The organism is Hymenobacter sp., from assembly GCF_036387835.1.
GTDB lineage: Bacteria > Bacteroidota > Bacteroidia > Cytophagales > Hymenobacteraceae > Hymenobacter.
Map to the genome: position 1 here is coordinate 1 of NZ_DASVSY010000013.1, position 13,228 is coordinate 13,228.

The 13,228-nt window shown below is 55.6% G+C and carries 12 protein-coding genes and 1 tRNA gene; 5 read left to right on the forward strand and 8 right to left on the reverse strand.

Annotated features, from left to right (window positions below; translation table 11 throughout):
- Positions 1 to 12 precede the first annotated feature (12 nt).
- Complete coding sequence (locus tag VF639_RS02850) at positions 13 to 942, reverse strand: ribose-phosphate pyrophosphokinase (protein WP_331144372.1); 930 nt, start codon at positions 940 to 942, stop codon at positions 13 to 15.
- A 160-nt stretch (positions 943 to 1,102) separates the two neighbouring features.
- A tRNA-Gln gene (locus VF639_RS02855) sits at positions 1,103 to 1,175 on the reverse strand.
- 276 nt (positions 1,176 to 1,451) lie between these two features.
- Here VF639_RS02855 and atpD point away from each other — a divergent pair.
- From atpD to VF639_RS02875, 4 genes are all read left to right on the forward strand, one after another.
- Positions 1,452 to 2,957, forward strand: a complete 1,506-nt coding sequence (atpD, locus tag VF639_RS02860; protein WP_331144373.1) for a F0F1 ATP synthase subunit beta — start codon at positions 1,452 to 1,454, stop codon at positions 2,955 to 2,957.
- A 79-nt stretch (positions 2,958 to 3,036) separates the two neighbouring features.
- Complete coding sequence (atpC, locus tag VF639_RS02865) at positions 3,037 to 3,282, forward strand: ATP synthase F1 subunit epsilon (RefSeq protein WP_331144374.1); 246 nt, start codon at positions 3,037 to 3,039, stop codon at positions 3,280 to 3,282.
- Between the two features lie 185 nt (positions 3,283 to 3,467).
- The gene (locus tag VF639_RS02870) at positions 3,468 to 4,610 is read left to right on the forward strand and encodes a trans-sulfuration enzyme family protein (protein WP_331144375.1); all 1,143 of its coding nucleotides are present in this window, start codon (positions 3,468 to 3,470) and stop codon (positions 4,608 to 4,610) included.
- Positions 4,611 to 4,886: 276 nt separating this feature from the next.
- Positions 4,887 to 5,630: a ThuA domain-containing protein gene (locus VF639_RS02875; RefSeq protein WP_331144376.1), complete on the forward strand. Its 744-nt coding sequence runs from the start codon at positions 4,887 to 4,889 to the stop codon at positions 5,628 to 5,630.
- A gap of 76 nt (positions 5,631 to 5,706) precedes the next feature.
- On the opposite strand, the gene VF639_RS02880 is transcribed toward VF639_RS02875, so the two are convergent.
- From VF639_RS02880 to VF639_RS02890, 3 genes are all read right to left on the reverse strand, one after another.
- The gene (locus VF639_RS02880; RefSeq protein ID WP_331144377.1) at positions 5,707 to 6,846 is read right to left on the reverse strand and encodes a DegT/DnrJ/EryC1/StrS family aminotransferase; all 1,140 of its coding nucleotides are present in this window, start codon (positions 6,844 to 6,846) and stop codon (positions 5,707 to 5,709) included.
- A gap of 155 nt (positions 6,847 to 7,001) precedes the next feature.
- Positions 7,002 to 7,706: an acetyltransferase gene (locus tag VF639_RS02885; RefSeq protein ID WP_331144378.1), complete on the reverse strand. Its 705-nt coding sequence runs from the start codon at positions 7,704 to 7,706 to the stop codon at positions 7,002 to 7,004.
- Positions 7,703 to 8,365, reverse strand: coding sequence for a sugar transferase (locus tag VF639_RS02890; protein ID WP_331144379.1), 663 nt, complete (start codon positions 8,363 to 8,365; stop codon positions 7,703 to 7,705). The genes VF639_RS02885 and VF639_RS02890 overlap by 4 nt, the downstream gene beginning before the upstream one ends.
- A 134-nt stretch (positions 8,366 to 8,499) precedes the next feature.
- On the opposite strand from VF639_RS02890, the gene ispE reads away from it, so the two are divergent.
- Positions 8,500 to 9,321, forward strand: coding sequence for a 4-(cytidine 5'-diphospho)-2-C-methyl-D-erythritol kinase (gene ispE, locus VF639_RS02895; protein ID WP_331144380.1), 822 nt, complete (start codon positions 8,500 to 8,502; stop codon positions 9,319 to 9,321).
- A gap of 152 nt (positions 9,322 to 9,473) precedes the next feature.
- Here ispE and VF639_RS02900 read toward each other — a convergent pair whose 3' ends face one another.
- The 3 genes from VF639_RS02900 to tgt form a co-directional block, all read right to left on the reverse strand.
- Positions 9,474 to 10,391: a DMT family transporter gene (locus VF639_RS02900; RefSeq protein WP_331144381.1), complete on the reverse strand. Its 918-nt coding sequence runs from the start codon at positions 10,389 to 10,391 to the stop codon at positions 9,474 to 9,476.
- Positions 10,392 to 10,507: 116 nt separating this feature from the next.
- On the reverse strand, positions 10,508 to 11,584 hold the full coding sequence (locus tag VF639_RS02905) for an LptF/LptG family permease (protein WP_331144382.1): 1,077 nt from the start codon (positions 11,582 to 11,584) through the stop codon (positions 10,508 to 10,510).
- A gap of 476 nt (positions 11,585 to 12,060) precedes the next feature.
- Complete coding sequence (gene tgt / locus VF639_RS02910) at positions 12,061 to 13,191, reverse strand: tRNA guanosine(34) transglycosylase Tgt (RefSeq protein WP_331144383.1); 1,131 nt, start codon at positions 13,189 to 13,191, stop codon at positions 12,061 to 12,063.
- Positions 13,192 to 13,228: the final 37 nt, after the last annotated feature.

Sequence of the window (13,228 nt, forward strand, 5' to 3'; positions counted from 1 at the left end):
CGCTACTGTGCGCTAGACAAACAGGGAGCTAATCGATTCGTGCGTAACTACGTTGCGGATAGCGTTGGCAAAGAGGTTAGCCACTGAAATGACGCGAATCTTGTCGTTTTCTTCTTTCAGCGGAATCGTGTCGGTGATAACCAGTTCTTCCAGCACCGAATTACGAAGCCGCTCGTGGGCGGGGCCGCTGAGCAGACCGTGCGTAATAACGGCCCGCACCGATTTGGCGCCGCGTTCCATCAGCAACTCGGCGGCTTTGCAGATGGTGCCCGCCGTATCCACGATGTCGTCGACGAGCACCACGTTCATGCCCGCTACGTCGCCGATAACTTGCATAGAAGCAATTTCATTGGCCCGCAGGCGCATTTTGTCGCAGACCACGATTTCGGCGCCGAATTTCTTGGCGAAAGCGCGGGTCCGAACCACGCCGCCCACGTCGGGGGAGGCGAAGATAAGGTCATCGAGGTCCAGCGACTTGATGTAGGGTGCCGTTACGGTGGCGCCGTCGAGGTGGTCGACGGGAATGTCGAAGAAGCCTTGAATCTGGCCGGCGTGTAGGTCGCAGGTCATGAGGCGGTCGGCGCCCACACTCTGAATCATGTTGGCCACTACTTTGGCTCCGATGCTCACGCGCGGCTTGTCTTTGCGGTCTTGCCGGGCGTAGCCCATGTAGGGCATCACAATGTTGACCTTGTACGCCGAAGCCCGTTTGGCCGCGTCCACCATCAGGGCCAGTTCCATCAGATTTTCGGCGGGCGGAGTGGTGCTCTGAATCAGAAACACTGCGCAGCCGCGCACGCTCTCGTTGAAACTAGGCCCTAACTCAGTATCAGCAAAGCGCTGAATACTAAGGTCGCCGAGCGGCTGCCCGTAGGCTTCCGCTATCTTCTCCGCCAGGACGTTAGAAGCATTCCCTGCAAAAATTTTTACTTGCTGTGCCATAGGATTTGTAGAAAGTAGGAACCAGAATTCAACAAGTGCGGCGGATGGGGTAGCGAAGAAGCAGCACGGCCGCCAATGATCCAAAAGACAGTGAAAATAAAAGCGAAAGGCGCTAACTCTTCGGATTGAAGAATCAGCGCCTTTCGCTTTACTTAGTCGGTTGTCCGACCAGGGCTCGAACCTGGACTTTCTTGAATCAAAATCAAGCGTGTTGCCAGTTACACCATCGGACAATTTCCCTTGCGGTTACCAGAAGTGGCTTGCCGTTTGGGTGTGCAAATGTACTAGGGCTTTTTTTCAAGGCAAACTTTCGCCGAGAAATTTTTCAAGAAAATTCAGTCGACCCCACTGGTTGAAGGCCTTTTGCAGGACCTGAGTGGCTGATTTTCAGGGCCCCCAAAGCTGAGGCGATTCCAGCAAACTTTCGTTGGAGCGGCGCTTTGGCAAAGCGGGGATTAAGCCGTAGTTTTGCGGCCTGAAACGTTGCCCCACTACTATAAAGAACCGCAATGGCGAATACCGGCAAAATCACCCAGGTTATTGGTCCCGTCGTGGACGTGAGCTTCGCGGGTGAAAACGCAAAGCTTCCTAATATTCTCGACGCCCTCGAAGTTACAAAAGACAATGGCCAGGTGGTAATCCTGGAGTGTCAGCAACACCTGGGCGAAGACCGTGTGCGTACCATCGCCATGGATTCAACTGAAGGCCTGACCCGTGGCGCCGCTGTGCGCGACCTGGGAGCACCTATGTCGATGCCAACCGGCGAAGGCGTAAAAGGCCGCCTTTTCAACGTAATTGGCCAAGCCATCGACGGCATTCCGCAGCCGAAGAGCGACGGCCCGATGTCGATTCACCGGCAGGCGCCACCTTTCGAAGATCTGGCTACCTCGTCGGAAATCCTGTTTACGGGTATCAAAGTAATCGACCTGCTCGCCCCGTATGTAAAGGGCGGTAAAATTGGTTTGTTCGGTGGTGCCGGAGTAGGCAAAACCGTACTCATCATGGAGCTGGTAAACAACATCGCCAAGGCCTACGAAGGTCTGTCGGTGTTTGCTGGTGTAGGGGAGCGTACCCGCGAGGGCAACGACTTGCTGCGCGAATTCATCGAATCCGACATCATCAAGTACGGTGAGGAGTTCAAGCACTCGATGGAAGCCGGTGGCTGGGACCTGACCAAGGTTGACCAGAACGAGCTGCTGAAGTCGCAAGCTACCCTGGTGTTCGGCCAGATGAACGAGCCCCCCGGAGCCCGCGCCCGCGTGGCTTTGTCGGGTTTGACGATTGCCGAGAACTTCCGCGACGGCGACGGCTCTGGTGCTGGCCGCGACATCCTGTTCTTCATCGACAACATTTTCCGCTTCACGCAGGCAGGTTCCGAAGTATCGGCTCTGTTGGGTCGTATGCCATCGGCCGTAGGATACCAGCCCACGCTGGCCACCGAAATGGGTGCCATGCAGGAGCGTATCACCTCGACCAAGCGTGGCTCTATCACGTCGGTACAGGCTGTATATGTGCCTGCCGATGACTTGACTGACCCGGCTCCGGCCAACACCTTCGCCCACTTGGACGCTACCACGGTACTAAGCCGCAAGATTGCCGAGCTTGGCATCTACCCGGCCGTTGATCCGCTGGACTCTACTTCGCGCATCCTGTCGGTTGATGTTCTTGGCGAAGAGCACTACAACACCGCTCAGCGCGTAAAAGAGATTCTGCAGCGCTACAAGGAACTGCAGGATATCATCGCCATTCTAGGGATGGATGAATTGAGCGAGGAAGACAAATTAACCGTAACGCGTGCCCGTCGGGTGCAGCGTTTCCTGTCGCAGCCCTTCTTCGTGGCCGAGCAATTCACGGGCCTCGCCGGTGTGCTGGTTGATATTAAGGATACCATCAAAGGCTTTAACGCCATCATCGACGGTACCTACGACCACCTTCCAGAGGCGGCCTTCAACCTGGTAGGCACCATTGAAGACGCTATTGCGAAAGGTGAAAAACTGATTGCCGAAGCGAAGTAACTTGGTTGTTGATTGTTGGAAGCCGATTGTTGATCGTTCGGCTTTCAACAATCAGCTTTCAACAATCAACATTCAATCCATGCATTTAGAAATCATCACGCCGGACCGGAAAGTTTTTGAAGGCGAGGTTACGTCGGCTCAGTTTCCGGGTGCAGATGGCCTGTTTGAGGTACTCAACAACCACGCGCCGCTTATTTCGGCCCTCAAAGAAGGCGACGTTGTACTGAACAGCGCAACGGGCCGGGCTTCTTACCATATTGAAGGGGGCGTGGTTGAAGTGCTTCGCAACAATGTGATTGTGCTGGCCGAAGGCGCTTCGGCGTAAACGTAGGTTTCAGCTTGAAAAGAAAAGCCTTTCCTTTGCAGGAGAGGCTTTTTCATTTTCCAGCAAAGGGTTCGGGGCGTTAAACCGCAGAGTTTGGTGGCGAGTTGCCAGGCTACTTTGCCAGTTCAGGAAAGAGGAAGTTGGATTGGTAGTTTCACATTCCAAACCATTGCGTAAAACGACATATGCAGATCGTTCCTAAAATCACCCCGATTTACCAGACTTCGGTTTTCAAGTTCGAGGATCTGAACGAGTTGGAACTGTACTTCGGCGAGCCGGGGAGCCGCTACATGTACTCGCGCAACGGCAACCCCAACTCCGACGAGCTAGCCAATGCAGTAAATAACTTGGAGGACGGCGCCGGGGCTATTGCTACAGGCTCAGGAATGGCAGCCATATTCGCGGCTATTATGGCGTACTGTACGGCCGGCGACCATGTACTATGTGCGGCCGACATCTACGGCGGCTCGTCGGCGCTGCTGAACCTGGAGCTGAACCGGCTAGGTATTGCCGTGACCTACGTGCCTTTCGAGGACTTAAGCAGCAACCTGACACCTTACGTACAACCTCGCACCCGGCTATTGCTCTGCGAAACCATCAGCAACCCGCTGCTACGGGTGGTAGATCTGCGCGGGGCCGCCGAAGCTTGTCATGCCCACGGGCTGAAGCTGGTGGTCGACAATACGTTTGCTACGCCGGTCCTTACCCGGCCTTTCGAATACGAGGCCGATTTGGTGTTGCATAGCGTGACAAAGTACATTTCCGGCCATTCGGATGTGACGGCCGGCGTGGTAGTGGCGCGGGCTGAAGAGGATGCAGCTCGGCTCAAACAGATCGGTATGCTGTTCGGGCTCACATTAAGCCCAATGGAAAGCTGGCTGGCGGTACGAGGCCTGAAAACGCTGCGCCTACGCATGGAAGCTCACTGCCGCAACGCGGAGGCTATTGCAGGTTTTCTGCAGCAACAGCCGGCCGTGCGGGCAGTGTACTATCCGGGGTTGCCCGAGCATCCGCAACACCTGCTGGCTTCTGAGCAGGGAGGAGAGTTGTTTGGCGGCATGCTGTCGTTTCAACTGGAAGATGATAAGGAAGTTGTTAACCAGTTCATGCGCGCCTCAACCCGGTTCCCGTTTGCTCCCTCACTGGCTGGGGTCGATTCGTCGCTGTCGTATCCGCTTGGTACTTCGCACCGTTCGCTTACGCCCGAGCAACAGGTAGATTTAGGTATCACCGTTGGGTTAGTGCGGCTGTCAGTCGGCATTGAGCCTGTCGGTGAGTTGTTAGCCGATCTAGAGCAAGCTTTTGCTTCTGTTATGCAGAAGGTGTAGCTAGTTGGAGTTTACGCAAAGCATACTACGCATGCGCGCCTTGTACTCACCCCCGAAGCTTTTGTGCCCTTAAAACTACGGAATGAACTTTATATACTCTGCTGCTAGGTCTTGTACTGATTTGGAGGCCATAAACGGTATAGTAAGGAGCATATCAGGCAAGTAGCAGACAGATTTCACTTGGGTCCTAGAGCGAAGTATATGCTACCGTTGTTGCAGTACTAAGTAGCGGCGGAGCTCGTACAGAAAAGTGTTCACTTCTTAATATGCTTTCTTATGCGTCTGCCTCGCTGTTTTTTGGTCGTGCCTTTTGGGCTTCTACTCGGGTGTTCTCAAAAAGTGGAACCGGCGCAATCAGCTGCTACCAAGGCCAAGACTGTTCTGGTCTTTTACAAGACGGCCGGGTTCTATCATACCTCCATTCCGGCTGGTATAAAAGCGATTCAGCAACTAGGACGGGAGAACAACTTTCGTGTTGATACAACCAACCAGGCCACGCGCTTTCAGCTCGATACCCTGCGGAAGTATAAGGCAGTGGTATTTTTGAGTACCACGCAGGACGTATTAAACGCGGAACAGCAAACAGCCTTCGAGCAATACATTCGACTAGGGCGCGGGTTTGTAGGGGTTCATGCTGCCACAGACACCGAGTACGAGTGGCCTTGGTACAATGGCCTGGTAGGAGCTTATTTCAACAAGCATCCTAACATTCAGCAGGCCACGGTCAACGTAATTGATAATACGCACCCGGCTACAAGTTTCCTGCCGGCCAAGTGGGTACGGACCGATGAGTGGTATAACTTCCGCAGCCTGGCTACCGATCTGCGGGTACTAGCTACGCTCGATGAAACGACTTACTCAGGAGGCACCAACGGGCCGAACCACCCCATTGCCTGGTGCCACGCCTACGACGGCGGCCGTGCCTTCTACACTGCTCTGGGCCACACCGACGAAAGCTACCAAGAGCCCCTGTTCCTACGGCATCTGCTAGGCGGCATCACCTACGCAATAGGTAGATAAAGGCAATAGGTAGATAAAGAATGCTCATGCGGTGCGCAGGGGGCGCAACTGCTCAGGTCTTTTAGAGTACAGGGAGCTACAGTACTTCCCGCACGGCACCCACTACGCGCCGCAAATCCATTTCGGTCATGGCTGTGCCGGAAGGCAGGCAGAGGCCCCTGGTGAACAAGTCTGCGCAAATGGAGCCACCATACACAGAGGCAGTGGCAAAAAGCGGCTGCAAGTGCAGGGGCTTCCAGAGCGGCCGGCTTTCAATATTGCGCGTTTCGAGGTGCAGGCGTAGCTGCTCGGGCGTGACGGTGGTTTCGTTGGGGTCAAGGAGCAGGGTGGTGAGCCAGCGGTTGCTGCGGCTGCCGGCTGGTTCGGTGGGCCCAACTTGTAGCCCCGGTATAGTGGCCAGATGCTCCTGATACCACGCGAAAATTTCGCGGCGACGCTTCACCCGGTCCTCAATGAGCTCCATTTGCCCCCGGCCAATGCCCGCGAGCAGGTTGCTGAGACGGTAGTTGTAGCCCGTTTCGGAATGTTGGTAGTGGGACGCCGCATCTTTGGCCTGCGTGGCTAGAAAACGAGCCCTGCGTGCCCATTCAAGGTTGTTGGTAAGCAATGCGCCACCGCCGCTGGTCGTCAGGATTTTGTTGCCGTTGAACGAGAAAATCCCCACGGCCCCGAAAGAGCCCAACGGCTGGCCAGCGTAACGAGAGCCTAGTGCCTCGGCCGCGTCTTCGAGTACAGGAATGTCGTATTCGGCCGCTATGGCCAGGATTTCGCGCAGCTTGGCGGGCATGCCGTACAGGTGCACTACAAGCAGCGCCCGTGGCCGGCGGCCTTGCCTGAGTTGGTCTTCTATGGCTTCGCGGAGCCGCTCGGGGCACAGGTTCCAGGTATCGGCTTCGCTGTCGACGAAAACGGGCGTGGCCCCGAGGTAGGTGATAGGATTGGCGGTGGCTACGAACGTAAACGACGGGCACAACACCACATCACCGGGACCGACCCCTAGCAGAATCAACCCTAAATGAATAGCCGCCGTGCCCGAGGTGAGGGCCAAGCAATGGCCGACGCCGGTGTACTCGCAAATATCCCGCTCAAAACCATCTAAGTTAGGACCGGTAGGAGCCACCCAATTGTCCTCAAGCGCTTTATGTAAGTAATTGATTTCGTGCCGGCCCAGATGAGGCGGGGATAAGTATAAACGGTCGTAGTCTTGGCTGCGCATAAAGGGAATCAAGCATAAGCTGCGGCTTGTGCTCGTGGTATAGGTGTTGCGGGGTAGTAGGGGCGATAGTACGGAAAGCAGCAGATAGCGCCGGTAAAGAGCACCCGACGCCGGTTGAATTGATCTTAGTTGGATAAGTAGGCTAAAGGTAGCTGCTACATCTGGTATTGCTTAATTTTGATGGCCTGCGCCGGCACGCCAACGGCCGTGCAACCGGCAGGTAAGTCGCGGACGGCTACGGCGCCGGCGCCCACAATCGTGTGGGCGCCCACCTGCACTTGGTTGATAATTGTGGCATTGGTGCCCAAGTACACCCCATTTGCCAGATGCGCCGCCCCACCAACATTGGCGTGGGGCATCAGGGAGCAGAAGTCTTCCAGCACCGCATCGTGCCCAATGGTACAGCCCAAATTGAGTAGTACGTGCTGACCCAGGGTAATATCGGTGGTCAGGATGCAACCCTGCGTGATAATGCAGCCCGCCCCGATTTGCAAGTGCTGGTAAGCGGCGCAGGCCACCCCCGGATGAATCAGGGTGGCAAATGAGAGGTGGGAGGAAACAAGCCGTGCTACCACGGCGGCCCGGCTCTGGCTGTTGCCAACTGCTACCACCACATGCAAGGGAGTGCTAACCGCATTGAGGTCGGTAACAGAGCCCAGGTAGGGAAACCCGTGCACCGTGTCTGTTGCGGGGCGGACATCGTCATAGAAACCGGTGAGCTGCCAGGTGGGCAGTTGTTCATTAATTTGATGCACCAGCACCAATACCTCCCGGCCGAGGCCCCCGGCCCCAAAAATAGCCAGTGGGCGTAACGGCTGGCTTTCAGCATCATGAATAGAAGGATGGGAACGAATCGTCATGAGGAAGCCAGAAAGTCGGAGGAGGAAGCCGAGGAAAGCGGAGAGCCCCGAAAAGGCTCGGTAGTAGCCTGCCCCGGAGCATTGATGTTTTGAGCGCCTATCACCCGTAAGGCAGTACGAAACAGAATGCGCAGGTCGAGCGACAAGCTGATATGGTCTACGTACCAGACGTCGTACAGAAACTTCTGCTCCCAGCTAATAGCGTTGCGGCCATTTACCTGTGCCCAGCCGGTAAGGCCTGGTAAGACCAGATGCCGCCGGGCCTGTGTTGGAGAATACAGCGGGAGATATTCGGGCAGCAAGGGCCGGGGGCCTACTAAGCTCAAATCACCGCACAATACGTTCCAGAGTTGAGGCAGCTCGTCGAGTGAGGTGGCCCGCACCCAACGACCTAGGCGCGGCAGACGTTGCACATCCGGTAGCAGGTGGCCTTGAGCGTCGTGGGCGGTAGTCATTGTTTGGAGCTTGTACAGGATGAACAACTGCCCATGTAGCCCTGGCCGCTGCTGCCGAAACAGCCAAGACCCGCTGTTTTGCGCCGCCAGCAGCGCCGCCACAACCAATAGCACGGGCACCGCCACCAGTAACAGCGGTGCCGCAAGCCCGACGTCCATGACGCGCTTGCCCCAGCGGCAGTACCAGTTGGCAGAGTTCAACATACGGAAGCATCACGTAATTCGGGTTTAAAGGTAGTTGTCAGTTACGAGTTGCCGGTTGTGAGTTAGCAGTTGTGAGCAAATCCCTTCTGGCAACTCACAACCGGCAACTCACAACTCACAACTACCTTTGCGCCATGCTCGTTTTTCCAAACGCTAAACTCAACCTCGGCCTTTACATCACAGGCCAGCGGCCCGACGGTTTCCGCAACCTCGAATCGGTATTTGTGCCCCTGCCGTGGTGCGACGCCCTGGAAGTGCTACCCGCCTCGGAGCCCGCCGAAACCACGCTCACCCTTACCGGCATCCCCATTCCCGGCGACCCAAGCACCAACCTTTGCCATCGCGCTTACGAGTTGCTCCGAGTTGATTTCAACCTGCCGCCAGTGCGCCAGTACCTGCACAAAGTAGTGCCAATTGGTGCTGGCTTAGGCGGCGGCTCGGCCGACGCGGCGTTTGCACTACGTGCCCTGAACGACTTGTATGAATTGAATTTGTCGGTTGAAATCCTCGTTGGCTACGCCCGGCAGCTCGGCTCCGACTGTGCGTTCTTCATCGCCAACAAACCGGTTTTTGCCTACGAAAAAGGGGACGTATTCGAGGAAGTTAGCTTGAACCTGACCGGTACGGGGTGCAAAGTCGTGTACCCGGGCCTGCACATCAGCACCGCCGAAGCGTATTCCCGCGTAACGCCCCGCCCACCCCGCCACGACTTGCGTGAGGCGCTACGCCAGCCGCTAGAAACGTGGCGCGAAACAATCAGCAATGATTTTGAAGATGCCCTAACGCCCTTCTACCCAGTGCTCGGTGAAATCAAGGAGCAGCTTTACGCCGCTGGTGCCACGTATGTCAGCCTATCCGGTTCCGGCTCGGCAGTGTATGGGTTATTTCCGGGTTTAGAATTGCCTCCAAAACTGGCACTACCCGCAGCGTATTTAGTTTGGGATGGAAGATTGTAAGGTAGTGGGGTGGTGCTACGAATCGTCCGGAGGGCTTTGTGGTGCCACTATCGTTGAACGACACGTGCAATGCCACAGCGGACATCAGCAACAATAGTACTACCACGACCAGAAAAGTTGTGGTACCATCTCGCCATATCACAACTTCACCATTACCCCATCAATACTTCCGCTGCTTCTTTGCGCCGCATGCGCCGTTGGTTCCATTGGTCGATAACCGGGTGAATAAGTACGCTAAATAGTATCACGACCGTACCCAAGTAGAAGCCGAGCGACATTTTCTCTTCACTGCCGAAAATCAAAACGGCGAGCAAAATGCCGTACACAGGCTCCAAATTGATAGTCAGGTTCACCACGAAAGCCGACAGCCGCTTCATTAGCTCCACCGACGACGAAAAGGCATAGACCGTACACGCGCCAGCCAATACCCCAAGCCACAACCAGTCATAGCCGTGGAAGCCGAGTTGTAAACCCCGACCTTCGGTGAAGTAGCGGCTATAAACCGGAAAAAACAGCGCGATGCTAAGGCAGGCGCCGGCCATTTCGTAGAAAGTAAGCCGGAGTGGCGCGTGGCGTTTCACCAGTTGCGAATTCAGCACGCTGAACAGCGCCGACAATCCTGCCGATAAAATAGCCACCAGCAGCCCCGCCAACTGGTCTAGCTCGGCCCTCGATACCAGGTACAGCCCAATCATCGTCAGCATGCTTAGTCCCACTTCATAAGCCCGCACGCGCCGCCACAGCAGCAGCGGCTCCAGCAGCGACGTCCACAGAGCCAGCGTCGCCATGCCCGCCAAGCACACACTCACCGAGGATAGGCGGGCCGCCAGGAAGAACGTAATCCAGTGCACCGCCACCAATGCCCCCACCCCCAGGAGCCGGAGCACTTCAGTTGGCGCAATGCGCCACGCCACCTGCCGCGCCGCTAGCAGCACTCCCAACCCCGCCGTAGCCAACAGTGTCCGCCAAAACACCAGCTCCACCGGCGGCACCGAAATCAGCTTCCCCAGGATAGCCGTGAAGCCCCAGAGCAACACAAGGAAATGCAGGCGGAGGTAGTCTTTTAGCATTGAGTGAAGTTGTGAAATGGTGAAGTTGTGAGTTTGGAGTTCTGTTACTGGAATTTGAGCAGCTTAGGCCGTTGGGGCGTCAAATTCACAAACTCACCATTTCACAACTTCACCTTTTATCGAGGCACCACCCGGTACAACACCAGCCCGATACCTGTGAAGACGATACTTGGTATCCAGGCGGCCAGCATGGGGTTTAGGTCGCCGACTTGGGCAAAGTTACGACTCAGAATAACGAAGATGATAAACACGAATGCCAGCACGAAACCCAACGCAATCTGCCCCCCAACGCCCGCCCGCGACTTCCGGGCACTCATAATAACCCCGATGATGGTGAGGATGAACATGGCGTAGGGGTAAGCGTACCGCTCGTATTTATCACTCAAATAGATCTGTGTATCGGCGGCGCCCCGGTCTATCTTTTGCTGGATGTAGCGGTTTAGCTCGGGCAGCGTCAGGGTTTCGCTCAGGCGGTAGGTGCTGGCAAAATCTTTGGGGTAAAGGTTGAGCGTGGTATCGCGTTGTGGTAGCGTAAGCAGCCTCTCTTTCGGCCCATCGATGATGCGCACCAGCTGCGGCGTGAGGCGCCAAGCCCGTTTGGTGGAATCCCAGGTGATGGCCTCGGCCGTCATGCGGCGCTTGAGCAGAGTTCCTTCCACGGTTTCCAGCGCAAACTTGTAGCCCACGTTGTTCACGTTGTCGTAGCTCTCCATGTAGGCGTAGCTCTTCGGCCCGATTTTGATGTGCACGTTGCGCCCCTTGAAGTGGTAAGGGTTCTTGACGTACTTCCGCTCGAAGTCGACGCGGGTTTTGTTGGCGTACGGAATAACCCAACCCGTGAGGCCCATGGTGACAACGGCCAGAATGGTGCTGCCCATCATGTAAGGCACCAGCAGCCGCTTGAAGCTCACGCCGCTGGCCAGAATAGCCACAATCTCGGTGCGCGCCGCTAGCTGCGCCGTCACGAAAACCACCGCAATAAACACGGTGATAGGGGAAAGCAGGTTGGCATAATACGGAAACAGGTTCACGTAGTATTCCAGCATAATCTGCTTCACGCCCAGGCTGTGCTTTAGAAAGTCGTCGTTCTTCTCGGTGAAGTCAATCACGCAAATTACCATCACCAACACCACCACAGTGAAGAAGAAGGCCGTGAGGAATTTCTTGAGAATGTATTTATCGAGCAGCTTCATTGTTAGGTGTTGGTTGCTCGTTTAGGGCTTTTGCGTTTCTGTGCATATACGTTCCGATCTGTTATTTCTACCCCCAGAAAGGATCAGCGTCTATTTCGTCTGACGGTAGCATCAGATAGAGCAGGATCATGAAGAGTAAAAGTGAGCCATAAAGCCACCACATCATCCAATAGGCATAACGACCATTAGAGGTACTACGAACGAGGCGACTGGTATGTAGCATATAAGACAATACGATACAGGTTCCTATCCATATGCAGACCCGATCAGTTGCTTCTGCCAAAACACTTAAGGGACTATGAGAAGCATATTTTGGTGTGAATGGTATATACAGCACCAGTGCGGATATGTAGATGAACAAACCGATAATTATCGACTTGGAAATTGGCAAACGCTTCAAGGAAAAAATACTTATCATCGTACAAAATGCTGCTAGCTATTATCTTTTTTAATCTTGAATTCAAGCTAACAGCTTACTACAGCCTGGTCATCACTTGCTTCACCATTCGGTCCTTCCACTCGCGGAAGGTACCGGCCAGAATCTGCTGGCGGGCTTGCTTCACCAGCCACAGGTAGAACGTGAGGTTGTGAATGGAGGCAATTTGCGGGCCGAGCATTTCCTTGCTGTGGAACAGGTGACGCACGTAGGCTTTCGAATAGAACGTACTAACATAGCCACCTAGTTCAGCGTCAATCGGTTCGAAGTCATCGGCCCACTTCTTGTTGCTGATGTTGACGATGCCCTGCGTGGTGAAGAGCATGCCGTTGCGGGCATTTCGGGTCGGCATAACGCAGTCGAACATATCTACGCCCAACGCTATATTCTCCAGAATATTGGCCGGTGTGCCCACGCCCATCAGGTAGCGCGGCTTGTCTTTGGGCAGAATGTCGCAAACCAGCTCGGTCATCTCGTACATCAGCTCGGCGGGCTCGCCCACGCTCAGGCCGCCAATGGCATTGCCCTCACGCTGCAACTCGGCTATAAATTCTGCTGACTTGATGCGTAAGTCCTTGAACGTGCTGCCCTGCACAATGGGGAACAGCGTCTGCGAGTAGCCGTAGTGGCCCTCGGTGCTGTCGAAGCGCTGGATGCAGCGCGTGAGCCAGCGGTGCGTCATGTCGAGGGAGCGGCGGGCGTAGTCGTACTCGCAGGGCCAGGGCGTACACTCGTCGAAGGCCATGATAATGTCGGCCCCGATGGTGCGCTGAATGTCCATCACGCCTTCCGGCGTAAACAAGTGCTGGCTGCCATCAATGTGGGAGCGGAATTTCACGCCCTCCTCCTTGATTTTGCGGGTGCCGCTAAGCGAGTACACCTGGTAGCCGCCCGAATCGGTGAGGATGGGCCGGTCCCAGCCATTGAATTGGTGCAGGCCACCGGCTTTCTGCAGCACGTCGAGGCCGGGGCGGAGGTAGAGGTGGTAGGTGTTGCCGAGGATGATCTGGGCCTGCACATCGTGGGTGAGGTCGCGCTGCTGCACGGCTTTCACGGTGCCCGCCGTGCCGACCGGCATAAAAATGGGCGTTTCAATAATGCCGTGGTCGGTTTGGATGATACCGGCGCGAGCTTTGGTATGCGGGTCGTTGGTTACTAAGTCGAAGGTCATGTGCGAAGTAGGGTTCCCGCAGAGGGCGCAGAGGGGT